The sequence below is a fragment of the Streptomyces sp. NPDC056144 genome (assembly GCF_042264145.1).
In the GTDB taxonomy this organism is placed as follows: Bacteria; Actinomycetota; Actinomycetes; order Streptomycetales; family Streptomycetaceae; genus Streptomyces.
Genome location: NZ_JBHJVF010000003.1, coordinates 457,585 through 481,431 on the forward strand (window position 1 = coordinate 457,585; position 23,847 = coordinate 481,431).

The 23,847-nt window shown below is 71.9% G+C and carries 22 protein-coding genes, 1 pseudogene and 1 riboswitch; of the genes and pseudogenes, 12 read left to right on the top strand and 11 right to left on the bottom strand.

Going from position 1 to position 23,847, the window contains the following annotated elements:
- The first annotated feature begins 58 nt into the window (after window positions 1-58).
- The 4 genes from ACFC0Z_RS12915 to ACFC0Z_RS12930 all read left to right on the top strand — a co-directional run bounded on the left by ACFC0Z_RS12915 (window position 59) and on the right by ACFC0Z_RS12930 (window position 3,783).
- Window positions 59-826: an enoyl-CoA hydratase/isomerase family protein gene (locus ACFC0Z_RS12915; protein WP_376436076.1), complete on the top strand. Its 768-nt coding sequence runs from the start codon at window positions 59-61 to the stop codon at window positions 824-826.
- Window positions 827-909: 83 nt separating this feature from the next.
- Window positions 910-1,428 carry an ATP-binding protein gene (locus ACFC0Z_RS12920; RefSeq protein WP_376436078.1) on the top strand — a complete coding sequence of 173 codons (519 nt, stop codon included), beginning with the start codon at window positions 910-912 and terminating at the stop codon, window positions 1,426-1,428.
- Between the two features lie 385 nt (window positions 1,429-1,813).
- Window positions 1,814-2,590 carry a polysaccharide deacetylase family protein gene (locus ACFC0Z_RS12925; RefSeq protein ID WP_376436081.1) on the top strand — a complete coding sequence of 259 codons (777 nt, stop codon included), beginning with the start codon at window positions 1,814-1,816 and terminating at the stop codon, window positions 2,588-2,590.
- Window positions 2,590-3,783, top strand: a complete 1,194-nt coding sequence (locus ACFC0Z_RS12930) for a hypothetical protein (RefSeq protein WP_376436084.1) — start codon at window positions 2,590-2,592, stop codon at window positions 3,781-3,783. Before ACFC0Z_RS12925 ends, ACFC0Z_RS12930 begins: the two co-directional genes overlap by 1 nt.
- A gap of 4 nt (window positions 3,784-3,787) precedes the next feature.
- On the opposite strand, the gene ACFC0Z_RS12935 is transcribed toward ACFC0Z_RS12930, so the two are convergent.
- A complete protein-coding gene (locus tag ACFC0Z_RS12935; protein ID WP_376436087.1) occupies window positions 3,788-4,426 on the bottom strand; it encodes a GNAT family N-acetyltransferase in 639 nt (212 codons plus the stop codon).
- A gap of 75 nt (window positions 4,427-4,501) precedes the next feature.
- Here ACFC0Z_RS12935 and ACFC0Z_RS12940 point away from each other — a divergent pair, with 75 nt between their 5' ends.
- The 3 genes from ACFC0Z_RS12940 (at window position 4,502) to ACFC0Z_RS12950 (ending at window position 6,093) form a co-directional block, all read left to right on the top strand.
- On the top strand, window positions 4,502-4,717 hold the full coding sequence (locus ACFC0Z_RS12940) for an EF-hand domain-containing protein (protein WP_376436090.1): 216 nt from the start codon (window positions 4,502-4,504) through the stop codon (window positions 4,715-4,717).
- Window positions 4,718-4,800: 83 nt separating this feature from the next.
- Window positions 4,801-5,709 carry a CopD family protein gene (locus ACFC0Z_RS12945; RefSeq protein ID WP_376436092.1) on the top strand — a complete coding sequence of 303 codons (909 nt, stop codon included), beginning with the start codon at window positions 4,801-4,803 and terminating at the stop codon, window positions 5,707-5,709.
- A 132-nt stretch (window positions 5,710-5,841) separates the two neighbouring features.
- On the top strand, window positions 5,842-6,093 hold the full coding sequence (locus tag ACFC0Z_RS12950; RefSeq protein WP_376436095.1) for a hypothetical protein: 252 nt from the start codon (window positions 5,842-5,844) through the stop codon (window positions 6,091-6,093).
- A gap of 3 nt (window positions 6,094-6,096) precedes the next feature.
- Here ACFC0Z_RS12950 and ACFC0Z_RS12955 read toward each other — a convergent pair whose 3' ends face one another.
- From ACFC0Z_RS12955 to gcvT, 10 genes and pseudogenes are all read right to left on the bottom strand, one after another.
- Entirely contained in the window at window positions 6,097-6,951 is an 855-nt protein-coding gene (locus ACFC0Z_RS12955) for an ABC transporter permease (RefSeq protein ID WP_376436097.1), read from the bottom strand.
- Window positions 6,948-7,925: an ATP-binding cassette domain-containing protein gene (locus tag ACFC0Z_RS12960; RefSeq protein WP_376436100.1), complete on the bottom strand. Its 978-nt coding sequence runs from the start codon at window positions 7,923-7,925 to the stop codon at window positions 6,948-6,950. The genes ACFC0Z_RS12955 and ACFC0Z_RS12960 overlap by 4 nt, the downstream gene beginning before the upstream one ends.
- A gap of 104 nt (window positions 7,926-8,029) precedes the next feature.
- Window positions 8,030-8,185, bottom strand: coding sequence for a VenA family class IV lanthipeptide (locus ACFC0Z_RS12965; RefSeq protein ID WP_165590978.1), 156 nt, complete (start codon window positions 8,183-8,185; stop codon window positions 8,030-8,032).
- 46 nt (window positions 8,186-8,231) lie between these two features.
- A complete protein-coding gene (gene lanL / locus ACFC0Z_RS12970) occupies window positions 8,232-10,886 on the bottom strand; it encodes a class IV lanthionine synthetase LanL (protein WP_376436103.1) in 2,655 nt (884 codons plus the stop codon).
- 291 nt (window positions 10,887-11,177) lie between these two features.
- The gene (locus ACFC0Z_RS12975; protein WP_376436681.1) at window positions 11,178-12,098 is read right to left on the bottom strand and encodes a chitinase; all 921 of its coding nucleotides are present in this window, start codon (window positions 12,096-12,098) and stop codon (window positions 11,178-11,180) included.
- 270 nt (window positions 12,099-12,368) lie between these two features.
- Window positions 12,369-12,896, bottom strand: a pseudogene (locus tag ACFC0Z_RS12980) (carbohydrate binding domain-containing protein); the annotation flags it as partial.
- A 182-nt stretch (window positions 12,897-13,078) separates the two neighbouring features.
- Window positions 13,079-14,449, bottom strand: coding sequence for an L-serine ammonia-lyase (locus ACFC0Z_RS12985; RefSeq protein ID WP_376436105.1), 1,371 nt, complete (start codon window positions 14,447-14,449; stop codon window positions 13,079-13,081).
- A 149-nt stretch (window positions 14,450-14,598) separates the two neighbouring features.
- The gene (gene glyA, locus ACFC0Z_RS12990; protein WP_376436108.1) at window positions 14,599-15,864 is read right to left on the bottom strand and encodes a serine hydroxymethyltransferase; all 1,266 of its coding nucleotides are present in this window, start codon (window positions 15,862-15,864) and stop codon (window positions 14,599-14,601) included.
- A 24-nt stretch (window positions 15,865-15,888) separates the two neighbouring features.
- Window positions 15,889-16,266: a glycine cleavage system protein GcvH gene (gene gcvH, locus ACFC0Z_RS12995; RefSeq protein ID WP_376436111.1), complete on the bottom strand. Its 378-nt coding sequence runs from the start codon at window positions 16,264-16,266 to the stop codon at window positions 15,889-15,891.
- A gap of 76 nt (window positions 16,267-16,342) precedes the next feature.
- Window positions 16,343-17,458, bottom strand: coding sequence for a glycine cleavage system aminomethyltransferase GcvT (gene gcvT / locus ACFC0Z_RS13000; protein WP_376436114.1), 1,116 nt, complete (start codon window positions 17,456-17,458; stop codon window positions 16,343-16,345).
- Window positions 17,459-17,633: 175 nt separating this feature from the next.
- Window positions 17,634-17,733: riboswitch (glycine riboswitch) on the bottom strand.
- A gap of 152 nt (window positions 17,734-17,885) precedes the next feature.
- On the opposite strand from gcvT, the gene ACFC0Z_RS13005 reads away from it, so the two are divergent.
- The 5 genes from ACFC0Z_RS13005 to ACFC0Z_RS13025 all read left to right on the top strand — a co-directional run bounded on the left by ACFC0Z_RS13005 (window position 17,886) and on the right by ACFC0Z_RS13025 (window position 23,697).
- A complete protein-coding gene (locus ACFC0Z_RS13005; protein ID WP_376436117.1) occupies window positions 17,886-18,590 on the top strand; it encodes an AAA family ATPase in 705 nt (234 codons plus the stop codon).
- A 189-nt stretch (window positions 18,591-18,779) separates the two neighbouring features.
- Complete coding sequence (locus tag ACFC0Z_RS13010) at window positions 18,780-19,511, top strand: enhanced serine sensitivity protein SseB (RefSeq protein ID WP_376436120.1); 732 nt, start codon at window positions 18,780-18,782, stop codon at window positions 19,509-19,511.
- Window positions 19,512-19,607: 96 nt separating this feature from the next.
- The gene (locus ACFC0Z_RS13015; RefSeq protein ID WP_376436123.1) at window positions 19,608-20,420 is read left to right on the top strand and encodes an enhanced serine sensitivity protein SseB C-terminal domain-containing protein; all 813 of its coding nucleotides are present in this window, start codon (window positions 19,608-19,610) and stop codon (window positions 20,418-20,420) included.
- Window positions 20,421-20,783: 363 nt separating this feature from the next.
- On the top strand, window positions 20,784-21,815 hold the full coding sequence (locus tag ACFC0Z_RS13020) for an ABC transporter permease (protein ID WP_376436126.1): 1,032 nt from the start codon (window positions 20,784-20,786) through the stop codon (window positions 21,813-21,815).
- Window positions 21,816-21,927: 112 nt separating this feature from the next.
- The gene (locus ACFC0Z_RS13025; protein ID WP_376436129.1) at window positions 21,928-23,697 is read left to right on the top strand and encodes an ABC transporter substrate-binding protein; all 1,770 of its coding nucleotides are present in this window, start codon (window positions 21,928-21,930) and stop codon (window positions 23,695-23,697) included.
- Window positions 23,698-23,847: the final 150 nt, after the last annotated feature.

Consider the following 23,847-nt stretch of genomic DNA (forward strand, 5'->3'; position numbering starts at 1 on the left):
CGGTGCTGTGAGCAACAGCACCGGGCCCCTCGTCGTTAACGGCCACTAACCTTTCCCCATGACTGTGAACCTCGAAGTCGCCGACGGCGTCGGCACGATCCGCCTCGACCGCCCCCCGATGAACGCCCTCGACATCGCCACCCAGGACCGGCTGCGCGAGCTGGCCCAGGAGGCGACCGACCGGGACGACGTGCGGGCCGTGATCCTCTACGGCGGCGAGAAGGTGTTCGCGGCCGGCGCGGACATCAAGGAGATGCAGGTCATGGACCACGTGGCCATGGTCAAGCGCTCGCGCGCCCTCCAGGACTCCTTCACCGCCATCGCCCGCATCCCCAAGCCGGTCGTCGCCGCCGTCACCGGGTACGCGCTCGGCGGCGGCTGCGAGCTCGCGCTCTGCGCCGACTACCGGATCGCCGCCGACAACGCGAAGCTCGGCCAGCCGGAGATCCTCCTCGGCCTGATCCCGGGCGCCGGCGGCACCCAGCGCCTCTCCCGCCTCATCGGCCCGTCCCGCGCCAAGGACCTCATCTTCACCGGCCGGATGGTCAAGGCGGACGAGGCCCTGACCCTCGGCCTCGTCGACCGGGTCGTGCCCGCCGCCGAGGTGTACGAGCAGGCGCACGCCTGGGCCGCGAAGCTGGCGCAGGGCCCCGCGGTCGCCCTGCGCGCGGCGAAGGAAGCGGTCGACCAGGGCCTGGAGGCCGACATCGACACCGGCCTCGCCATCGAACGCACCTGGTTCGCCGGGCTGTTCGCCACCGAGGACCGCGAGACGGGCATGCGCAGCTTCGTCGAGGAGGGCCCGGGCAAGGCGAAGTTCGCCTGAGCCGCCCTTGAAGCCCCCCTGTCCGGGGCCACCCAGGGGGCCGATTCCATCGGAACGGCCCCCGCGGGAGGCTCCGTGCGGCCATGATGGGGGGCATGGCGGGCCTGGAGAGCAGGGAACAACCATGGCCGCGGGGCAGCGCGGCCGCCGCGCGGTGGGGACCGGTCGCGGAGGGCGAACAGGGCGCCGACATACTGGAGTTGTTCGGCAATCCGGCCGAGCGGGAGGTCCGGCTCGTCTCCGAGCCCGGCAAGGCGTGGGTGGCCCGGAGGCTCACCCAGGCGGTGATCCTCTGGCAGTGGGGACTCGGTCCGCAGGTCGCGGAGCACGCGGTCCTGCTCGTCTCGGAGCTCGTCGGGAACGCCGTCCGGCACACCGGCGCCCGCTCCTTCACCCTGCGGCTGCACCGGCGGCGCGGCTGGATGCGGGCCGAGGTCGGCGACCCCTCGCGCGGGCTGCCCTGTCTGATGCCGGTGGCCGAGATGGACGAGAGCGGTCGCGGCCTGCTGCTCGTCGAGAAGCTCTCCGACCGGTGGGGCGTGGACCTCGGGCCGTTCGGCAAGATCACCTGGTTCGAGATGAGGGTCGTCGACCGGGTCTGAGTTCCGGGAGCGGACGCACGAAAGCCCCCGTCCGCCGTGGTGGGGCGCGTGGGGGCTCTCGTGTAAAGCGCCGTGGACGGGGGGGTGTATCCACGGCGCCGCTTGTCGACCTGGCCCGGGTCAATGGGGGTCGTGTCTCCGACTATGGCAGACAGGGGACCGCACCGCCAAACGTCCCTACTGGGACAGAGTCGGACATATGGGTGGAGATCGTCTATGAATCATTGGTGACATGTGGCACCCGCCTTGCAAACTGTGAATGACTATGCGGTTCATTGATTGTTTCCCGGGCTCGTCCGCATGCTGGACGTCCCGATCCGCTTGGCAAACGTCCTGAATCGGCCTAATCGGCGCGATTCGGTGGACATCATCCTTTACTGGTCGGGTGAAGCCGATCGACCGCCGCGGCGCCCTCCGGGCGGGCGCGGCCCTCGCAAGCGCGGGCCTCCTGACGTCCTGCGGTACGGCCCCGCCCCCGGCACCCAGGGCGGCCCGCCCCGCCCCCACCCCGGCGTCCGCCCGCGTCCCGGCCCCGGCCCCCGCGCCCCGCCGTTTCCCCGGCAGCCCCGCCGAGATCACCCACGGCCCCCGCGACCGGCCCCGCGTCGCGCTCACCTTCCACGGCCAGGGCGACCCGGCCCTGGCCCGTACCCTCCTCGGCCAGGCCGAGAAGGCCGGCGCCCGCGTCACCGTCCTCGCCGTCGGCAGCTGGCTCGACGCCCACCCCGCCATGGCCCGCCGGATCCTCGACGGCGGACACGACCTCGGCAACCACACCCAGCGTCACACCGACATCAACGCCCTCGGCGAGGCGGAGGCGTACGCGGAGATCGAGGCCTGCGCCGCCCGGCTGCGCCGCCTCACCGGCTCCGTCGGCACCTGGTTCCGGCCCTCGCGCACCCAGCACGCCACCCCCGCCGTCCTGCGCGCCGCCCAGCGCGCCGGATACCCGCACACGCTCTCGTACGACGTCGACTCCCTCGACTTCACCTCGCCCGGCGCCACCGCGATCCTCGGCAACGTCACCGGCTCCCTCGAACCCGGCTCGGTCGTCAGCCTCCACTTCGGCTACCCGGAGACCGCCGCCGCGCTGCCCCTCCTCCTCGCCGACCTCGACCGCCGCGGCCTGCGCGCGGTCACCACCACGGAGCTGCTGACCTGATGGCACACCTCACCAAGCGCGGCGGCCTCCTGCTCGCCGCGGCCCTGCTCGCCGGTACCGCCCTCGCCGGCTGCGGCGGTGGCGGCGACCGGACCGAGAACGGCGCCACCGGCGTGAAGAAGGCCGCCGCCCCCGCCGTCCCCAAGCCGGCCGCCGCGCCCGCCGGACTCCCCGGCATGCCGCCCGTGCTCGACCCGAACGACGTCTACGCCGCCGACCGCCCCGGCAGGCTCTCCCCGGTGGTGCGGGACTTCCCCTCCCGGATCTACGTCCCCAACACCAACTCCAACACGGTCTCCGTCATCGACCCCGCCACCTACAAGGTGATCGAGACGATCCCGGTCGGCGTCCAGCCCCAGCACGTCGTCCCGTCCTGGGACATGAAGACCCTCTGGGTCAACAACAACCGGGGCCACACCCTCACCCCCATCGACCCCGCCACCGGCGTCGCCGGGAAGCCGGTCGAGGTCCACGACCCGTACAACCTCTACTTCACGCCGAACGGCAAGTACGCCGTCGTCATGGCCTCGCTCGACCGAGAACTCGTCTTCCGCGACCCCCACACCATGGAGCGGAAGAAGACCGTCCCCGTCAGCTGCTACGGCGTCAACCACGCCGACTTCTCCGCCGACGGCCGCTACTTCGTCGTCTCCTGCGAGTTCTCCGGCGAACTCCTCAAGGTCGACACCGAGAAGATGGAGGTGATCGGCCAGCAGAAACTGCCCTTCCAGGGCGCCATGCCGCAGGACGTGAAGATCTCCCCGGACGGGAAGACCTTCTACGTCGCCGACATGATGGCCCACGGCATGTGGGTCCTCGACGGCGAGAAGTTCACCACCCCGACCCTGCTCCCCACCGGCAAGGGCTGCCACGGCCTCTACATCAGCCGGGACTCGAAGGAGATGTACGTCCCCAACCGCGGCGAGGGCTCGATCTCCGTCTTCGACTTCGGCAGGAACAAGCTCACCAAGAAGTGGTGGCTCCCCGACGGCGGCTCCCCGGACATGGGCGGGGTCTCCGCCGACGGAAAGGTCCTCTGGCTGTCCGGGCGGTACGACTCCGAGGTGTACGCCGTCGACACCACGACCGGGCAGCAGCTGGCCCGCATCCCCGTCGGCGGCGGCCCGCACGGCCTCGCGGTCTACCCGCAGCCGGGCCGGTACTCGCTCGGCCACACGGGCATCTTCCGGTAGCCGCTCAGCCCGCGACCAGGAGCGCCTCCGACGCCACCGGCCGGTACCCCGCCGCCTGGAAGGTCCGCACGCTGCGCGCGTTGCCCGGCGACTGCTGCGCCCACACCACGTCCCCCGGGGTGAGGTGACGGGCCGCCGTCGCCAGCGCGCGGCCCAGTCCCCGGTGGCGTACCGCCTCGTCGACCTCGACCGCCGCCTCCCAGCGGCCGGCCACGCCCCGGCCCAGGATCAGGATGCCGCCGTCGGCCGCCCAGACCCGGACCTCGTCGCGGAACTTCAGCGCCCGCTCGACCCGGGGGTGTGAGGGGTCGTCGATCTCGCGGAGCTCCAGCGGGGGAGGGCCGGGGAGGGCGTCGGCCACCGTCAGCAGGTCGATCGTGTTCATGCGCAGGCCCGTGCGGGTCATCAGGGCGACGAGGAAGGCCGGGTTCATGCTCGCCGCGAGCGGGTCGCTCGACGTGGCGGCGAGCTCCGCCCGTATCCACTCCGGATCGGCGTCCGAGAAGATCACCGAATGGGCGGTGAAGGCGAGGACGCCCGCGTCACGGCGGTTCGGCTGGGGAACGACCGTCGTCGACCCGTCCGGGGGAGGGAACGTTCCGCTCGCCGCCGCCGCCAGGATCCGTGCCACTTCGCTGTTCATACCACCCATCATCCGGCAGGAACGGGGCCGCTAATCTTTCACCCGTCAAGGAAGCACCAAGAAGGGGCGGAAGCAGTGGCGAACATCGACGAGGCGCGTACGGCGTTCAACCAGTTCGACGCGGACGGCGACGGATTCATCACCGCGGCGGAGTACAAGAGCCTCATGGCGAAGCACGGCGACTTCAACGTCACCGAGACGGTCGCCGAGGTGCTCATCAAGCAGCGCGACGACAACGGCGACGGCGTCCTGTCCTGGGACGAGTTCTGGGGTCACTACAGCAAGGCCTGACCCGAACGGTCCAGTCCCACGAGCCCGGGCGGGCGGCCTCACACTGAGTTGCCGCGCGACCCGGGCTCGGTGACGATCGAGCGGTGACGCTTCCCGGACCTTTCGGTACCCCGAGCCGTCTGACAGCGGTGGTCGTCATCGCCGCCGCCGTCCTCGCCGTCGTCCTGCTGGGTGCGGGCATAGCCCAGACGGGGACGGGAGAGCTCCGGATACCCGCAGCCGGTACCACCGCGCTGCTGCGCTTCCTCGTCCTCGCCGGCCTCGCCGTCCAGGTGGGCGAACTCGCCGGAGGCCGGATAGCCGGCGCGGGCCCGCGACCCCGCGCGTACTCCGTCCCGGCGGCCCTGCTCGCCGCGGGCGCCTCCGCCGGACTCCTGATCCTCCTCGCCGCCGTCAGCGGCCTGAGCCTGCCCGTCGTCTACGGGCTCCGCGAAGGACGCCTGCTGCTCGTCACGGCCAACGCCTTCCTCCTCGCGGCCCTGTGCGCGGCCTCCCGGCGCCCGGTCCTCGCCGTGGCCCCGCTCGCCGTCGCGATCCTCTCCGAGGCCCTGCGCGCCCACCCGGAACCCGCCACCCCGGCCATCGGCACGGCCCTGACCGTCGTCCACCTCACCGGCGCCTCGCTCTGGTGCGGAACACTCCTGTACGTGCTGAGGACCATGCGGCTGAGGGGCGGAGGGCGGGACGTCCTGGCCCGCTACGCCCGCATGGCCGCCGTCGTGTACGCGGCACTCGCCGTCACCGGCACCGTCTCCACCCTCCGCCGCCTTCCCCTGGACGCCGTCCTCACCTCGGCGTACGGCAGGGTCCTCCTGGTGAAACTGCTCCTCTTCGGCGGCGTCAGCCTGCTGGCCCTCGCGGCCCGCGCCCGGATGCTGTCCGGCGGCGACGCGGAGTCCCCGGCCCGCGTGGAGGTGGCGGCCCTGGGTGTGATCGTGGCCGTGTCGGCCCTGCTGACCGTGGTCCCGGATCCGCACTGGCTCACGCCGTAGAACTTCCCTGATATCGCGGGGAGTTGGCCGGGAACCTCATTGGCCTAGACCTATTGTGCGGCCCCCGTCGCGACGGTACGTTCGTCCCGGCTGCGCAGCCGTGCACATCCCCGGCTATCAGGAGGACACGTCATGCTTGCCACGTTTCGCCGCACCGCAGCCGCCCTCGCCCTCACCGTGACCGCCGGAGCGCTCGCGCTCGGCACCGCGGGCACCGCCGAGGCGGCCCCCGGGCCCGGCTGGTACGCCCGCAGCCACCACGCCTCGTACGCCGAGTGCCAGGCCGCCGGCACCGCCGGCTACCAGATCTGGGGCCCGATCTTCTTCTGCGAGCCGCTGAGCTCCACCCGCCCGGACGTCATCGTCCTGTGGGTCCGCTACTGACCCTCACTCCGGACGGCTGAAACGGCGGGCGGCCCACGCGAGGGTCAGGGCGCCGACGGCGAGGAGGAGACCGGCCTCCAGAAGGAGCGGCGGCTGATGCCCGGCCCAGCTGAGGCCGCCGCCCGACGCCTGGTCCGGGACCCGCAGCGCGACGCACCGGCGGAGCAGGTCCACGCCGTACGCGAGCGGGTTCGCCGCGGCCAGGGCGCGGCACCAGCCGGGCAGGGACTCCAGCGGGAAGAACGCGCCGGACAGGAAGAGCAGCGGCATCATCAGCAGGCTGAGCAGGGTGTGGAAGAGCTCCGGGCCGCGCAGCGTCACCGCCAGCGCCAGGGTCAGGCTCGTGAGGGCGAAGGAGGCCAGCAGCACGGCGCCGAGGAGCAGCAGCAGGAGCACCGGGTCGTACGGCAGACCGACGGCTCCGGCCAGGCAGAGCAGGACGGCGCCCTGCACCGCCGCGACGAGCGTGCCGCCGAGGCAGCTGCCCACGAGCAGGGTGGAACGGCCGACGGGGGCCATCAGGAGCTCACGGAGGTAACCGCTCTGCCGGTCGGTGATCAGCCGGATGCCCACCATGACGGCCGGGGTCTGCACGGTCATCATCAGCATGCCGGGGAAGAGGTACGTCCGGTAGTCCGTGCCCAGCGAGGCGGTGGGGATGAGAGCGGCGAGCCCCCCGCCGAGGGCGAAGAGGTAGAGCACCGGCTGCAGCAGGATCAGCGCGGTGGAGGAGCGCTGGGCGGCCAGCCGCAGCAGGTCGCGGTGGACCAGGGCGTGGACCGCCCGCAGCTCGCGCCGCAGCCGGGAGGCCCGGCCCCGCTCCGCGGCCTCGGGCGCCCGGAGGGCGAGGGTGGTCATCGGGCGGCTCCCATGCTGCGGCCGGTGTGGTGGAAGAACACGTCGTCGAGCGTGGGCGGGGTCGCGGAGGCGGCGTGCACGGCGATGCCGTGCGCCTCCAGGGCCGCGCACAGCCGGGGGATCCAGGCGCTGCCCTCCGGCACCCGCAGCCACGTCCCCTCGGCGTCCACGGTGACGGTCCGGTCCGGCGGGGCGGCCTGGGCGACGACCTTCCGGGCGCGCCCGTCGTCGCTGGTGCGCAGCACCACCCGGTCGTCGCCGATCGCGGCCTTCAGGTCGGACGGCGTGCCCTCGGCGACCAGGCGGCCCCCGTCGATGATCCCGATCCGGTCGCAGTGCTCCGCCTCCTCCAGGTAGTGGGTGGTGACGAAGAGGGTGCTGCCGTCCCGCTCGCGCAGCGCCCGCAGGTGGTCCCAGATCCCGGCCCGCGCGTGCGGGTCGAGCCCGGTCGTCGGCTCGTCCAGGAACAGCACGCTCGGGGAGTGCAGCAGCTGGCGGGCGATCTCCAGGCGGCGCCGCGTCCCGCCCGACAGGGCGCGTACGGGGAACCGGCGCCGGTCGGCGAGACCGGCGGGCCCGAGCACCTCGGCGGTGCGGTCGCGCACCTCGCGGCGGGCCATCCCGTACAGACGGGCGTGGACGCGCAGGTTCTGCTCGACGGTCAGGTCGGGGTCGAGGGCGCCGTGCTGGAACAGGATGCCGACCCGGCGGCGCACGTCGTGGGGGCGGGCGGACACGTCGAAGCCGGCCACGGCGGCGTGACCGGAGGTGGGGCGGGCGAGCGCGCACAGCATCGCGATGGTCGTGGACTTCCCGGCGCCGTTGGGGCCGAGGAAGCCGTAGCTCTCGCCCCGGCGCACGTCGAGGTCGAGGCCGCGGACCGCGTCGACGGCGGTGCCGTCCGGGCCCGGGTAGCTCTTCACCAGGCCGCGCGCACTGATCGCGTGGCCGGAGTCGTACGGCTGCTCCTGCATCGGTCCCGCCCTCCGTCGCCCTCCGTCGCCCTCCGCGTCGGCCGGATCCCACACCGGCCGGCGGCTGCCTCCGAGGCAACCACCGGCCGGGGGGTTCATGGCCGCTACGCGCAGCTGATGCCGATACAGACGGTGTTGAGGAGCGTCAGCAGGCCGACGCACGCGCACGTTCCGCTGAACGAGTCGCCGTCGACGCCGACCGGGTCGGTCTCCGGAAGGGCGTGCAGGTGGGCCAGCAGCTCAAGGTCCTGGTTCTCCATGACAATCTCCTTCACTCTGTGACGTGGCGACGGGGGACCCCGCCGCTCATACCGGCCGCTGGACCATCCAGTGCCGGGGCTCTTGGTGGCGCACCCGCAGGAGGAACGCCAGGATTCCCGCCGAACCGTCGCTCCAGCTCGTCGAGACGTCCCCGTACTCGTTGGGGAAGACGACGTGGCCGCCGCGCCGGGATCCTTCGACGAGGACGAGACGGGCCAGTTGCCGGGCCCGCGCCAGGTGGGCGGGATCACCGGTGGCCTCCGCCATGTCGAGGAGGAAGTCGCCGTTGCCCGCCAGGCCGTGGCACTGGGTGACGGGGGCCCGGGAGGCCCGCTCCACGACGGCCCGGGTGGCGCCGACGGCGAGGTCGCGGAAGCGGTCGTCGCCGGTCGCCCGCCACAGCCGGACCAGGAAGGAGCCGATGCCGGCCGAGCCGTGGCACCAGTACGGCGCGGTCGGCACGTCCCCGGCCTGCGCGGGCCACTGCGCCGCGCCGCCGACCATGACGGCCTGCGCCGCCAGGAGCTCGCCCGCCTCCACGGCCAGGCGCCGGTGCTCGGGGTTCTTGGTGATGCCGGCGGCCTCCAGGAGGAAGCAGCCGATGCCGGCGGCGCCGTGGGCGAAGCCCAGGTAGCGCTTCCCGGCCTCCTCGGACACCGCCTCGGCGGGTACGGGCCAGCTCGTCCCGGACGGTTCGCGCCGGGCCGCGGCGGCCAGCCGGTCGGCGGCCTCGGCGACCCGCTCGGCGAAGCGGGGGTCGCCGGTGCGGTGCCAGAAGTGGGCGGCGGCCAGTCCGCCGCCGGCCGCGCCGTGCGTGATGTCGTGGCTCGGCGTCGGCTCCTGGGGCGCGAGGGCGAGGGCCAGGGCGTGGTCGACGAGCGCCCGGTCGCCGACGGCGCGGCCCGCGTCGTACAGCGCCCAGGCCGTGCCGCGGCCCCCGAAGTGCAGGCCGGGACGGGTGGCCGAGGTGTCGGCGCGTGCGGCGATCCAATGACCGGCCGCGGCGATGCGCTCGGGAAGCCGGGGGTCGCCGGTGACCTCGAAGAAGCGGGTGAGGGCGGACAGCACGCCGGCCGCGCCCTGCTGCACGATGCAGGCGTCGGTCTCCCCGGCCTTGACGGAGACGGGCCAGAGGCGCCGGTCGTCCTCGGGCGTCATGGAGTCGAGGAGGTGCTCCACGATCCCGGCCACGGCCTCGTCCAGGGCGCCGGTGTCGCCGTCCGTCGTGGCGGTACGGGCTCCGCCCGGCTCCGTACAGCTCTCGCGGAGCGCGTCCCGGGCCCGCGCGGGGGTCCAGCGGGCGGCGGGGTCGTCCCTCATCAGCCCGAGGATCATCGCGACCAGGCCGTCCGGCAGGTCCAGCGGGGCGGCGCAGGCGGCCAGCCACGCGGCGAGCCGTTCCTCGGCCGGCCGGGCGGCGGGCTTCTCCGCCAGGAGGGCCGGCACCTTGCCGGTGAGGACGAAGCACAGGGTCGCGCCGAGGCTGTAGTAGTCGCCGGTCGGGGAGACGGGCGCGTCCACCAGGCGCTCGGGGGGACTGAAGCCGGGCGTGCCGACGCGGGTCGGGAGGGCCTCGTCCTCGGCGAGGACGGCGAGCTCCAGGTCGATGAGGCGCAGTCCGCCGTCGGGGCGGACCATCACGTTGGCCGGGGTGAAGTCGCGCAGGACGCAGCCCCTGGCGTGGGCGGCCTCGACGAGGTCGATCAGGAGCCGGGCCTGGTCCAGCGCGTCGGCGCGGTACCGGTCGGCGCCCGCGTCGCGGAAGTGCTCGGCGGCCCAGTTCCGCAGCGGGATCCCCGGCACCTTCTCCTGGGCGAGGAACAGGTGGCCGCCGTGCTCGAAGAGGGCGAGCGGCTCCGGCGCGAGCCCGGTGCCCCTGAGCTTCTCCAGGGTGCGGGCCTCGGTGCGCAGCCAGTCGCGGACGTCGTTGCCGTCGGCGTCGGCCTCCACGTGGGGGCGGGTCTCCTTGATGACCACGGGCGCGCCGGTCCCGACGTCGGTGCCCCGGTAGACGCCGCCCTTGTTGGTGTGGCGGATGGCCTCCCGTACCGAGAACCGGCCGCCGAGGAGGACGGGCCCGGGCTTCTTCACCTCGACGGGCACGGCGTGGTCGGGGAAGGGGCTGACCGCCCACTCCGGGGGCGCGTACCGCCCGGTCCGCCTGTCCTCCACCGGCTTGCCGTCGGGGTCCTCGATGTACCAGATCATGAGTCCGTCGGCCGAGAGCCGCTGCCGCCCGACGAACGCGCCGTAGCGGTAGTGCACCAGGCTGCCGGGGGCGTACGGCCGGTCGGAGAGGATGCGGGGCCCGGCGAGGCCGGCGGTCGCCGCGTGGAGGGCCCGCGCGAGGCGGGCCGCGTCGGCGTCGGAGGCGGGGTAGACGGTGAGGAACTTGCCCGAGCTGCCGCGCGGGGTGGCCCGGGTGTTGAGGGCGCCGACCTGTTCCAGGGAGCGGGCGAACTTGAAGGCCGACCCGTCGGGGAGCAGCACTTCGAGGGACTTCAGGAGCACCGTCGGCGCGGAAGCGGAGGTGGCGGAGACGTGCAGCTTCCAGCCCTGCTGGGGGCCGGCCCCGGAGCGCGGTGCCACCCGGCACCAGCTCTCGTTCGACTCGGTCGTCCAGCGCTCGCCCGTCCCCGTGACGCGCAGCGCGCCGCGGAGCAGGGTCTCCAGCTCGGACTCGGTGACTTCGGTCGTCATGCCCATCCCTCTCAACGGGGGGAAACCGCTGAGGTGGAGCGTGCCCCTGGCAGATGGTCATATCAACGGGCGCACGGTCGCATTCACCTGATCCGGCGAGCGCACGGCCTTGTTGTGCCACCTTGTGGCGCGACCGCGCAGAAACGGTGTGCGGCCGCGCACAAGGGAGCGCATTTCGTGAAAACGAGGAAGGCCCTGACCAGCGCCGAAGGTGACAGCGCTGCTCAGGGCCTTCACATGACCGGGACGGGGACTACGTCGGTGTCCGGTCAGCGATCGGTCAGTGTGCGGTCAGCGGTTCTGGAGGGCCTTCACGTTGTCGCCGAAGGACCAGCCCTTCGAGCCGTCCCAGTTGACGGACCACGTCATGAGTCCCTTGAGGGAGCCGCTGAACGCGTTCCACGCCTGGCCGACCTGACTGGGCGCCATGTGGCCGCCGCCCGCGCCGGGCTGCGCCGGCAGGCCGGGCACCTGCTTGTCGTACGGCACCTTGATCGTGGTGCCCTGGATGGTCAGACCGTTGTTGAGGCAGGTGGTCTGGGCGGTGAAGCCCTGCACGGTGCCGGCCTGGTACGAGTCGCCCGAGCAGCCGTACATGCTGCCGTTGTAGTACTGCATGTTGAGCCACCACAGCCGGCCGTTGTCCGCGTACTTCTTGATGATCGGCAGGTACGAGCCCCAGATGGACCCGTAGGTGACGCTGCCGCCGGTGACGTACGCGGTCTCGGGCGCCATCGTCAGGCCGAAGCCCGCCGGCATCTGGGCGAGCACGCCGTCGATGATGCGGATCAGGTTGGACTGGGAGGCGGAGAGGGTGTTGATGTTCCCGCTGCCGGACAGGCCGGTCTCGATGTCGATGTCGATCCCGTCGAAGTTGTACTTCTTGAGGATCGGGACGACCGTCTGCACGAAGCGGTCGGCGACCGTGCTCGACGACAGGTCGATGCCCGCGGTCGCGCCGCCGATGGACATCAGGATCGTGGCGCCCTTGGCCTTGGCCTCGCACATCTCCGCAGGCGTCGCCACCTTCACGCCCGCGTCCATGCCGTCCTGCCACAGGACGGTCCCGTCCGAGAGGATCACCGGGAAGGCGGCGTTGATGACGTTGTAGCCGTGCTGGGCTATCCGGCTGTCGGTGATGGGGATCCAGCCCATGCCGGGGTGGACCCCGTTCGAGGCGCCGTCCCAGTTCTCCCAGTACCCCTGGAGCACCTTGCCGGCCGGCTTGGGCTTCGTGGCGCAGGTGACGTCACCGGGAGGCGTGGTGGGCGGGGTGGTGGGCGGCTGGGTGGTCGGCGGCGCGGTCGTGGGCGGCTGGGTGGTCGGCGGCGCGGTCGTGGGAGGCGCCGTGGTGGGCGGCTGCGTGGTCGGCGGGGTGGTCGTCGGCGGCGTGGTCGTCGGCGGCGTGGTCGGCGTGCCGCCGGGGCCGGTGAGCGACACGTCGTCGGCGAGGTACGCGGGCGTCCCGTACCAGCCGTGCAGGTAGACCGTCACCGACGTGGTGTTCGCGCCGGTGGTGAAGTTGACGCTGAGCTGGCTGTACGAGGAGGAGCCGGGCGTCCAGGTCTGCGGCTCGCTCGCGGCACCGGTGCCGGTGGCGCCGAGGTAGACGTAGCTGCCCTGGACGTAGGCGCTCAGCGTGTACGCCGAGTTGGGCTGCACGCTGACCGTCTGGCTGCACCGGGCGTTGTCCTGGCCGGACGGCGTGCCCTTCAACGCGGACGTGCCGGAGCGCACCGGGCTGCTGACGGCCGCGCCGGATCCTCCGGTGCAGGTCCAGCCGGAAAGGCCGCTCTCGAAGCCGGAGTTGGCCAGCAGGTTGGGGGCGGCGGCGCCGGCCGGGCCGGAACCGGCCAGGGTGACGCCCGCGCCGATGAGGGCGGCGGCGCTCATTCCGGCGAAGGCGCGGGTCAGGACGGTGGAGCGGTGCCGGGCACGGACGGCGGCCGGACGCCCGCCGTCCGCCTCGGGCAGCCTGTGAATACGCCGATGGAACATGCCGTGCTCCATTCTTCGCCGGGGTGGCGGATGCGGTGGGGGCGATCGACGGGAGCGTAGGAGCGACGGTCGGGGCCGTCAATAGGTCTGGACCAAAGCTGGACGGCGGCGCTCCGGGCAGCGAAAAGGCCCCGACCCGCGCGTCCGGGACGAACGCGCTGGTCAGGGCCTTCAGGAAGCCGCCGAGGGCTGCCTCAGCACTCGATGATGTTCACCGCGAGACCGCCGCGCGCGGTCTCCTTGTACTTCACACTCATGTCGGCGCCCGTCTCCTTCATGGTCTTGATGACCTTGTCGAGGGAGACGAGGTGGCTGCCGTCGCCGCGCATGGCCATCTTCGCGGCCGTGACGGCCTTGACCGCCGCCATGCCGTTGCGCTCGATGCAGGGGATCTGGACCAGGCCGCCGACCGGGTCGCAGGTCAGGCCGAGGTTGTGCTCCATGCCGATCTCGGCCGCGTTCTCGACCTGCTCGGGGGTGCCGCCGAGGACCTCGGCCAGGGCGCCGGCCGCCATCGAGCAGGCGGAGCCGACCTCGCCCTGGCAGCCGACCTCGGCGCCGGAGATCGAGGCGTTCTCCTTGAAGAGCATGCCGACCGCGCCGGCCGCGAGCATGAAGCGGACGATGCCGTCCTCGTCGGCGCCGGGCACGAAGTTCATGTAGTAGTGCAGGACGGCGGGGATGATGCCGGCCGCGCCGTTCGTCGGGGCGGTGACCACCCGGCCGCCGGCCGCGTTCTCCTCGTTCACGGCCATCGCGTAGAGGGTGATCCACTCCATCGCGAGCGCCGCCGGGTCGCCCTCGGAGCGCAGCTTGCGGGCCGTGTTCGCGGCGCGGCGGCGGACCTTCAGGCCGCCGGGCAGGATGCCCTCGCGGGACATGCCGCGCGAGACGCAGGCCTGCATGACGCGCCAGATCTCCAGGAGACCGGCGCGGATCTCGTCCTCGGTGCGCCAGGCCTTCTCGTTCTCCAGCATGAGCGAGGAGATCGACAGGCCGGTCTCCTTCGTCAGGCGGAGCAGCTCGTCACCGGTGCGGAAGGGGTACTTCAGGGCGGTGTCGTCGGGGACGATCGGGTTCTCGCCGGCCACCGCGTCCTCGTCCACGACGAAGCCGCCGCCGACGGAGTAGTACGTCTTCTCCAGGACCAGCGCGCCCTCGGCGTCGTACGCGAAGACCGTCATGCCGTTGGCGTGGTACGGGAGCGCCTTGCGGCGGTGCAGGATCAGGTCGTCGTCGAAGGCGAACGGGATCTCGTGCATCCCGAGCAGGTTGATCCGGCCCGAGGACTTGATCCGCTCGAACTCCTCGTCGGCGGTCTCCACGTTCACCGTACGGGGCGAGTTCCCCTCCAGGCCGAGGAGGACGGCCTTCGGGGTGCCGTGCCCGTGGCCGGTCGCGCCGAGGGAACCGTACAGCTCCGCTCGTATCGCCGCCGTGTGGGCGAGCAGGCCCTCGTTCTTGAGCCGGCGGGCGAACATCCGGGCCGCGCGCATGGGGCCCACCGTGTGGGAGCTCGACGGACCGATGCCGATCGAGAACAGGTCGAAGACCGAGATGGCCACGGGAGGACTCCTTGTGGGGGCTAGACGCCGTTGTCTGCCGGGGTGGTGCAGAAAAAGCGGAAGGGCTGGGCACGAGCAGGGGCACCGCGCTCACTGTCCAGTGTGCGCGGTGCCCCGGAGCTTCGTACGACTGAAAGCGTACGAAACGATTACAGACCGGGGTACAGCGGGTGCTTGTCGGCCAGCGCCGTCACCCGGGCCTTGAGGGACTCGGCCTTGGCCTCGTCGAAGCCGGGCTTCAGGGTCTCCGCGATGATGTCGGCGACCTCGGTGAAGTCCTCGGCCTGGAAACCGCGGGTCGCGAGCGCCGGCGTACCGATGCGCAGACCCGAGGTGACCATCGGCGGGCGCGGGTCGTTCGGAACGGCGTTCCGGTTGACCGTGATGCCCACCTCGTGGAGGCGGTCCTCGGCCTGCTGGCCGTCGAGCTCGGAGTTGCGCAGGTCGACGAGGACCAGGTGCACGTCCGTGCCGCCGGACAGGACGGAGACACCGTGGGCGGTGACGTCGTCCTGGACCAGGCGCTCGGCCAGCGCGCGGGCGCCGTCCAGGGTGCGCTGCTGGCGCTCCTTGAACTCCTCCGAGGCCGCGACCTTGAAGGAGACGGCCTTGGCCGCGATCACGTGCTCCAGCGGGCCGCCCTGGAAACCGGGGAAGACCGAGGAGTTCAGCTTCTTCGCGAATTCCTTCTTCGCGAGGATGATGCCGCCGCGCGGGCCGCCGAGCGTCTTGTGCGTGGTGGAGGTCACCACGTCCGCGTACTCGACCGGGTTCGGGTGCAGACCCGCCGCGACCAGGCCGGCGAAGTGGGCCATGTCGACCCACAGGTACGCCTCGACCTCGTCGGCGATCCGGCGGAACTCCGCGAAGTCCAGCTGGCGCGGGTAGGCGGACCAGCCCGCGATGATGACCTTCGGGCGGTGCTCCTTGGCGAGGCGCTCGACCTCGGCCATGTCGACCAGGCCGGCCTCGTCCACGTGGTACGCGACCACGTTGAACTGCTTGCCCGAGAAGTTCAGGCGCATGCCGTGGGTCAGGTGACCGCCGTGCGCCAGGTCGAGACCCAGGATCGTGTCGCCCGGCTGGGCGATCGCGAAGAGGGCGGCCTGGTTCGCGGAGGCGCCGGAGTGCGGCTGGACGTTGGCGTACTCGGCGCCGAACAGGTCCTTGATCCGGTCGATCGCGATCTGCTCGGCCACGTCGACGTGCTCACAGCCGCCGTAGTAGCGGCGGCCCGGGTAGCCCTCGGCGTACTTGTTGGTGAGGACGGAGCCCTGGGCCTCCATGACCGCGACCGGAGCGAAGTTCTCCGAGGCGATCATCTCGAGGGTGGACTGCTGACGGCGGAGCTCGGCGTCGACGGCGGCGGCGACGTCGGGGTCCAGCTCGTGGAGAGGGGTGTTCAGAAGCGACATGAATCGATCCCTAGGGGGTCTCGGTTAGCCGGCGGTGAAGGCGGTGTACTCGTCGGCGGAGAGCAGGTCCTTCGGCTCCTCCGTCAGGCGCACCTTGAACAGCCAGCCGCCCTCGAACGGGGCGGTGTTCACCAGCGCCGGGTCGTCGACGACGTCCTGGTTCGCCTCGACGACCTCACCGGTCACGGGGGAGTACAGCTCGCTGACCGACTTGGTCGACTCCAGCTCGCCGCACTCCTCGCCGGCGGTCACGGTGGCGCCGACCTCGGGGAGCTGGACGTACACGATGTCGCCGAGCGCGTTCGCCGCGTGCTCGGTGATGCCGACGGTCGCGACGCCGTCAACGGCGTCCGTCAGCCACTCGTGCTCCTTGCTGTAACGAAGCTGCTGGGGGTTGCTCATGACCTGATTCTCCTGGATCGAGGGAGTACTGATGAACGGAGGTCTCGCGGGGTGAGACCGGAGTAAGACGATTACGTCACTTCTGGCGCTTGTAGAACGGCAGCGCCACGACCTCGTAGGGCTCGTGGGTGCCGCGGATGTCCACGCCCACACCGGCGGTGCCGGGGGCCGCGAGCGCCGCGTCGACGTACGCGATGGCGATCGGCTTGCCGAGGGTCGGGGACGGGGCGCCCGAGGTGATCTCGCCGACGACCTCGCCGCCGGAGACCACGGAGAAACCGGCGCGCGGGACGCGGCGGCCCTCGGCGATCAGGCCGACCAGCTTGCGCGGCGGGGCGGTCTCGGCGCGCTCGGCCGCGGCCTCCAGGGCCTTGCGGCCGACGAAGTCGCCGGGCTTCTCGAACTTCACGACACGGCCGAGACCGGCGTCGAAGGGGGTGAGGGCGGTGGTCAGCTCGTGGCCGTACAGCGGCATGCCCGCCTCCAGGCGGAGCGTGTCGCGGCAGGACAGGCCGCAGGGGATCAGGCCGACCGGGGCGCCCGCCTCGGTGAGGGCCTTCCAGACGCCCTCGGCGTGCTCGGGCTTGAGGAAGAGCTCGAAGCCGTCCTCGCCGGTGTAGCCGGTACGGGCGATCAGCGCGGGGACACCGGCGACCGTGCCGGGCAGGCCGGCGTAGTACTTCAGGCCGTCCAGGTCGGCGTCGGTGAGCTGCTTGAGGATGCCGGGGGCCTCCGGGCCCTGGACGGCGATCAGGGCGTACGCGTCGCGGTCGTCGCGGACCTCGGCGTCGAAGCCGCCGGCGCGGGCGCCCAGGGCGTCCAGGACGACCTGGGCGTTGGAGGCGTTGGCGACGACCATGTACTCCGTCTCGCCGAGGCGGTAGACGATCAGGTCGTCGAGGATGCCGCCGTCCTCCTGGCAGATCATCGTGTAGCGCGCGCGGCCGTTGCCCACCGTGGAGATGTTGCCGACGAGCGCGTAGTCGAGCAGGTCGACGGCCCCCGGGCCGGTGACCGTGATCTCACCCATGTGCGAGAGGTCGAAGAGACCGGCCTTCGTGCGGACGGCGACGTGCTCGTCCCGCTCGCTCGTGTAGCGCAGCGGCATGTCCCAGCCCGCGAAGTCGGTCATGGTCGCGCCCAGCGAACGATGCAGGGCATCGAGGGCGGTCAGACGGGGGGCAGTGCTCATGGGGTGGCTCCCGGGTCCCAAGGGCGTGATCGGTGACGAAAACACATGACGGGCGAGGACGTCCTCCCCATCTGTCATGGAACCTGAGAGGTTCACCGAAGGCATCTCGTGACCGAGACGTTCGGCTTGCACCTTGGGTGGGGACACGGCAGGGTGTCCCGCTTTTCAGATCTGCCTCATCCACGCGGTACGGGGCCTGAGAGATTCAAGGGAGGGTCTTGCTCCTTCGGCGTCCGGACCCCTGAGACGGTCCGGAACTCTCCCGCGCGGATTCGAGCGGCCGGTATGCGGTTGTGTGCGGCGCTGTGCGCGCCTGGCGCGGACATCATTGCACGCGTGCTCCGCGCGGCACATCACTTGTATCTCATTACCGTCTCTTTACACTTCGTGGGCAAGGGTCTTGTCAGGCCCGGCAGGGGGAGCAGCGATGAGGATCCAGCACACCGGCGCGGTCGCCCAGCACAGCGGCGCGTACGCGCCGGGAACCGGCATACCGGACCAGCGTGCCCGCGCCAGGACCGCGCGCGGGACCCGCCGCGGGGCCCGCGTCCTGCGGGACCTGCGCGAGCGCGGCGGCCGCGGTCCCCGCGCCCTCAGCTTCCAGGAGGGCGACCTCGTGGTCGTCTCCGGGCTGCCCGGGAGCGGCAAGTCCACCCTGATGCGGCGGGCCGCCGACGGCCGGGGCGTCGACTCCCAGGACGCCCGCGAGCGCTGGGAGGCCGGGCTGCCCCGCGCGCTGCGCTTCCTGCCGTACGGGATCTACCGGCCGCTCGTCCGGGTCGCGCACTACGCGGGGCTGCGCAGGGCCCTGCGCTCCGGCGCGAGCCTGGTCGTGCACGACTGCGGCACCCAGTCCTGGGTGCGCGGCTGGCTCGCCCGCGAGGCGCGCCGCCGGGGGACCGCCCTGCACCTGGTCCTGCTCGACGTGACGCCGGACACGGCCCGCGACGGGCAGCGGTCCCGGGGCCGGGGCGTCTCGGCCTACGCCTTCGCCCGGCACCGCCGGGCCGTCGGGCGGCTCCTGCGCGCCGCCGAGGCGGGCGGGCCGCCGGCGGGCTGCGCCTCGGTGACCCTGCTCGACCGGGACGCCGCCGACACCCTGCGGAAGATCGGCTTCCGGCCGGCGGCCTGAGGGGGCGGCCCGAGGGGCCTGCCTGAGGGGCCTGCCTGAGGTGCCGGTCTGAGGGGCCGGTCTGAGGGGCCGGTCCGAGGGGCCGGCCCCCGGTTTTGGCCATGCCGGCACCGGAGCGGCGTTAGGGTGCTGCGGGGCGCCCCGGGAGGGCGCGCCCGCGCGACACAGGGGAAAGCAGGAACCGTGGACATGACGTGGCCGGGCAACGAGCTCGAAGAGGTCCTCGCCGCATCCCTCGGCAACCCCGGCGCGGGCGGCCGGCTCGTCGAGGTGCTGGGCCGCAGCCCCGTCTGGGTGCCCCTGCCCAACGGCGGCGGCCCCGACAGCACCTCCCTCGACCTGCCGACGATGGAGATCGAGGGCGCGGCCTTCGTCCCCGTCTTCAGCTCCGAGCAGCAGTTCCACGCCTGCGTCGGCACCCACATGTCGTACACCGTCGCCCCCGCCCGCGACTTCGCCCGCGGTCTGCCCCCGCAGCTCGGCATCGCCGTGAACCCCGGCGGCACCGTCGGCGTCCCGCTGCCCCCGCCGGCCGTCGCCGAGCTCTGCCGCGTCGGCCGCACCGCGCTCGACGGGCCGGCCTCCGGCGGCCGCGTCCGGCTCTTCGAGCCCGACTGGCAGGACGACCCGGTCGACTTCCTCGCCGCCGCCTCCGCCGAGTTCGAGGCCACCGGTGTGGTCGCCACCGCCCGCCGCGCCCTCGCGAGCGTCGAGGGCACCGAACCGGCCCTCTTCGTCGGCGTCCAGCTCCTCCGCCCCGACGCCGACCGCTCCGCGCCCCTCGACGCCCTCGGCCGCGCCCTCGGCCGGGTCGAGGTCGCCTGGCCGGTCAACCTCATCCTCCTCGACATGGCGCACGACCCGGTCGGAGACTGGATGACGGAGCGGGTCCGCCCCTTCTACCGGCACGCCGCCGGCTGAGTCTCCCCCTCCGTCTAATCTGAACCGCATCTGCACTGCATCCGAGCATCCGGGCATCCGCGCCGGGCCGTACGAGGAAGAGGGGCGGGACCCCAGGTGAGCGCGTCAGGCACCGCTGCGACCGGACACGTCGAGCACATGCTGCGCCAGGTGGCACCCGGACGCTACGACGCGTACGAGCAACTGCTCCACGCCCTCGCCGACGGCGAGCTCCTCATGCTGCTCTGGCAGGGCACGGCCGGCTCCTCCGAGGCTCAGTACGGGAACATGGAGGTCGAGGGCTTCGGGTACGCGCCCTGCGTCACCTCCGCCCAGGAGCTCGCCGCCTCCGGCTGGAACCGCGCCCACGAGCTCGTCACCGGCCGCGAGATCGCCCGCGCGCTCTACCCCGACCGCTGGGGCATCTGGCTCAATCCGCACGCCCCCGGCGGCGGTGTCGGCATCCCCTGGGCCGACCTGCGGCGCATCGCCACCGGTCTGGACCGGATGCCCGCGGGACCGCTCCGGGTGAGCGAACCCGCCCTGGAGATCCCGCAGTTCTACGCCCTGCTCACGCAGAACGCGCACCGCACCCCGGCCGTCAGGTCGCTGCGCCGCGGCTGGGTGCAGCCGGCGCTCGGCTCCCCGTACCTCGCCATCGGTCTCGACCTGTACGACACCTCCGCGGCGGCCGTCGACACGGTCCGCGCGATGATGCGCCAGTCGATCTCCGCCGTACCCGACGGGCTGCCCGTCTCGACGGTCTCGCTCTCCGACGCGTACGACCCCGTCGCCCTCTGGCTCGGCGCCCACGCGCGCCCCTTCTACGACCGCGACGCGCACGGCGGACGCGGCTCAGCCGCCCCGGGGGCCGCTCAGGGAGCCGTCCCGGGATACGGGTACCCGCCCCCGGCCTCGTCCGGATACTGAGACGACCCTCGTCCCACTCCTCGTCCCTCGCGCCTCCGGAGTCCGCTCCGGAGGCTTTCGTTCGCCCCAATAGAGCACGTCGAAACACCAGTTGGGCGACATGTCCGATTGGGGCGAAGAGGGCCCGAGATGGTCCGCTCACGTGATCACGACGTCCGTATAACGGAAGTCGCAGCACCGCATCACGTTTGAGCAAACATTCCTCGTCAGGGCTGGCGGGTGATCGCGGACGCGTTGAAGACTCCCCGGAACACCGGGCGTTCGGGTCCTTTCGAACCGAATCCCCAGCAGGTTGTTCCACCGAGCCGCTACCCGCGGCGGGCAAGGGCCGGCTACCGGCGGCCGAGAGGGGTCCTCACCACGATGACGGCACCACTGCACGAGACGAGTGCGGGCGAGTCGACCGCCACCGTCGTCGGCGCGCCCGACGCTTCCGGCGCGCCCGGCACGTTGGACACCCCCGGCACCAAGGCCATCCAGGGCCGTTCGCCCTGGCAGATCGCCTGGACTCGCCTCAAGCGCGACAAACTCGCCCTCGCCGGCGCCTTCGTCGTCTTCTTCCTGATCCTCGTCGCGGTCCTCGCGCCGGTCATCGTCGGCTTCCTCGGCCACCCGCCGGACGAGTTCCACGAGGACCAGATCGACCCGCTGTTCGGCACGCCGATCGGGTCGTGGGGCGGCATCAGCTCCGACTTCCTCCTCGGCGTCGAGCCGGTCAACGGCCGCGACGTCTTCAGCCGCATCGTCTACGGTGCGCGGATCTCGCTCCTCGTGGCCTTCCTGGCGGCGCTCTTCGCGGTCGTCCTCGGCACGATCCTCGGCATCGTCGCGGGCTACTTCGGCGGCTGGATCGACGCGGCGCTCAGCCGGGTCATGGACGTCATGCTGGCCTTCCCCCAGCTGCTCTTCACGATCGCCCTGGTCTCCGTCCTGCCGAACTCCTTCCTCGGACTCGACGGTTCGGGCGTCCGCATCGCCGCCCTGGTGCTCGTGATCGGCTTCTTCGGCTGGCCGTACGTCGGGCGCATCGTCCGGGGCCAGACGCTCTCGCTGCGCAACCGCGAGTACGTGGAGGCCGCCCAGAGCCTCGGCGCCGGCCGCCTCTACATCCTCCGCAAGGAGCTGCTGCCGAACCTGATCGCTCCCATCACGGTCTACGCGACCCTGATGATCCCGACCAACATCCTCACCGAAGCCGCGCTCAGCTTCCTCGGCGCGGGTGTGAAGCCTCCCACCGCTTCCTGGGGGCAGATGCTGTCGAAGGCCGTCAACACCTATGAATCGGACCCCCTGTTCATGGTGATCCCCGGCCTCGCGATCTTCATCACCGTCCTGGCGTTCAACCTCTTCGGCGACGGCGTGCGTGACGCGCTCGACCCGAAGGGCTCCCGCTGACCGTTCGCCGACGACCCGCACGACCCGCCCCTGCCGCTGGCGACAGGAGGCACATCCCCAAATCGGCGGACCGCCCTCGACGGCCGCCACTATCCCGGAGGTTGCTGGACCCATGCTGAAGAGCTCTCAGCGCAGAATCGCCGCGGGCGCGCTGCTCGCCGCGGCCGTCATGGTCGTCACCACCGCGTGCGGCGGCGACACCGGCAGCAAGGGCAACGGCGAGAACAAGGGCAACGGGGGACTCGCCTTCAACGGCGGCGTCAACAAGGTCCTGAACGCCTCCGACAAGAAGGGCGGCGAGCTGAAGTTCATCGGCTCGCAGGAGGCCGACTCGTGGGACCCGCAGCGCGGTTACTACGGCTTCGTGTGGGACTTCGCCCGCTACTACACCCGTCAGCTCGTGACCTACAAGGCCGAGCCGGGCGCCGCCTCCACCGAGCTCGTCGCCGACCTCGCCACCGACACCGGCAAGGTCTCGGCCGACGGCCTCACCTACACCTTCACGCTGAAGGACGGGGTGACCTGGGAGGACGGCAAGCCGATCACCTCCAAGGACATCAAGTACGGCATCGAGCGCATCTGGGCCCAGGACGTCATCTCCGGCGGCCCGATCTACCTCCAGCAGGTCCTCGACCCGAAGACCGAGTACAAGGGCCCGTACAAGGACACCACCCCGGACAAGCTCGGCCTGAAGGCGATCGAGACCCCGGACGACAAGACCATCATCTTCAAGCTGCCGGTCGCCAACGGCGACTTCCTGCAGATGCTGGCCATGCCCGCCGCCACCCCGGTCCGCCAGGACAAGGACACGGGCGCCAAGTACGGCCTCAAGCCGTTCTCCGCGGGCCCGTACAAGTGGGCCTCGTACACGCCGAACAAGTCCATCAAGCTCGTCCGCAACGACAAGTGGGACGCGAAGACGGACACCGTCCGCAAGGCCCTCCCGGACAGCGTCTCCGTCACGTTCACCACGAACTCCGACGACATGGACAACCGTCTCGTCGAGGGCGAGTACGACCTCGACCTCAACGCCACGGGCATCGGCGCCGCCGCTCGCCAGAAGGTGCTCCAGCAGCACAAGAACAACGTGGACAACCCGCAGACGGGCTTCATCCGCTACGCGGCCTTCCCGCAGACGGTCACGCCGAACATCGAGTGCCGCAAGGCCATGATCTACGCGGCCGACTCCAAGTCCCTCCAGACCGCCCGTGGCGGCCCGCAGGCCGGTGGCGACATCGCCACCAACATGCTGCCCCCGGCGATCAAGGGTTCGGACCCGAAGGCCGACGTGTACGGCAAGCTCGCCGGCAAGCCGGACACCGCGAAGGCCAAGGAGGCCCTCGCCAAGTGCGGCAAGCCGAACGGCTTCAAGACCACGATCGCGGTCCGCAACAACAAGCCGATCGAGATCGCGACCGCCGAGTCCCTCCAGCAGTCGCTGAAGGCCGTCGGCATCGACGCCCAGATCGACCAGTTCGACGGCGCCCAGACCTCCGGCATCATCGGTTCGCCGAAGACGGTCAAGGAGAAGGGCTACGGCATCATCATCATGGGCTGGGGCGCCGACTTCCCGACCGGCCAGGGCTTCCTCCAGCCGCTCGTCGACGGCCGCTTCATCCTCCAGTCCGGCAACAACAACTTCTCCGAGCTGAACGACAAGGCCGTCAACGGTCTGTTCGACCAGGCGCTGAAGGAGACGGACCCGGAGAAGGCCGGCGAGCTCTACAAGCAGATCAACCAGAAGGTCACGGAGGCCGCGGTCTACCTGCCCTTCACCCACGAGAAGAACATCATCTGGCGCGGTTCGCGACTCACGAACGTCTACACGGCCGACGCCTACAACGGCCGCTACGACTACGCGTCGCTCGGCGTCGTCAAGTAAGCCGAGTTCCCTCCGTCAGCTCGCTCCAACGGCGCACCCGCCGCTAGGTCCGAAGGGCAGGTGATGGCCGAGGGCGGCGGCCGGGGGGCCCCGACGGGTCCACGCGCCGCGCCCCCCCCCACCCCCAGGATGACGACGACTGCCGAGGGC

Excerpts from the sequence above, each read along its gene's own strand:
- ACFC0Z_RS12920 (WP_376436078.1), top strand. The coding sequence starts at position 910 with ATGATGGGGGGCATGGCGGGCCTGGAGAGCAGGGAACAACCATGGCCG.
- ACFC0Z_RS12950 (WP_376436095.1), top strand. The coding sequence starts at position 5,842 with ATGCTTGCCACGTTTCGCCGCACCGCAGCCGCCCTCGCCCTCACCGTG.
- ACFC0Z_RS13020 (WP_376436126.1), top strand. The coding sequence starts at position 20,784 with ATGACGGCACCACTGCACGAGACGAGTGCGGGCGAGTCGACCGCCACC.
- gcvT (WP_376436114.1), bottom strand. The coding sequence starts at position 17,458 with ATGAGCACTGCCCCCCGTCTGACCGCCCTCGATGCCCTGCATCGTTCG.
- ACFC0Z_RS12930 (WP_376436084.1), top strand. The coding sequence starts at position 2,590 with ATGGCACACCTCACCAAGCGCGGCGGCCTCCTGCTCGCCGCGGCCCTG.
- ACFC0Z_RS13010 (WP_376436120.1), top strand. The coding sequence starts at position 18,780 with ATGACGTGGCCGGGCAACGAGCTCGAAGAGGTCCTCGCCGCATCCCTC.
- ACFC0Z_RS12955 (WP_376436097.1), bottom strand. The coding sequence starts at position 6,951 with ATGACCACCCTCGCCCTCCGGGCGCCCGAGGCCGCGGAGCGGGGCCGG.
- ACFC0Z_RS13025 (WP_376436129.1), top strand. The coding sequence starts at position 21,928 with ATGCTGAAGAGCTCTCAGCGCAGAATCGCCGCGGGCGCGCTGCTCGCC.
- ACFC0Z_RS12960 (WP_376436100.1), bottom strand. The coding sequence starts at position 7,925 with ATGCAGGAGCAGCCGTACGACTCCGGCCACGCGATCAGTGCGCGCGGC.
- gcvH (WP_376436111.1), bottom strand. The coding sequence starts at position 16,266 with ATGAGCAACCCCCAGCAGCTTCGTTACAGCAAGGAGCACGAGTGGCTG.
- ACFC0Z_RS12915 (WP_376436076.1), top strand. The coding sequence starts at position 59 with ATGACTGTGAACCTCGAAGTCGCCGACGGCGTCGGCACGATCCGCCTC.
- glyA (WP_376436108.1), bottom strand. The coding sequence starts at position 15,864 with ATGTCGCTTCTGAACACCCCTCTCCACGAGCTGGACCCCGACGTCGCC.
- ACFC0Z_RS12965 (WP_165590978.1), bottom strand. The coding sequence starts at position 8,185 with ATGGAGAACCAGGACCTTGAGCTGCTGGCCCACCTGCACGCCCTTCCG.
- ACFC0Z_RS13005 (WP_376436117.1), top strand. The coding sequence starts at position 17,886 with ATGAGGATCCAGCACACCGGCGCGGTCGCCCAGCACAGCGGCGCGTAC.
- ACFC0Z_RS12935 (WP_376436087.1), bottom strand. The coding sequence starts at position 4,426 with ATGAACAGCGAAGTGGCACGGATCCTGGCGGCGGCGGCGAGCGGAACG.
- lanL (WP_376436103.1), bottom strand. The coding sequence starts at position 10,886 with ATGACGACCGAAGTCACCGAGTCCGAGCTGGAGACCCTGCTCCGCGGC.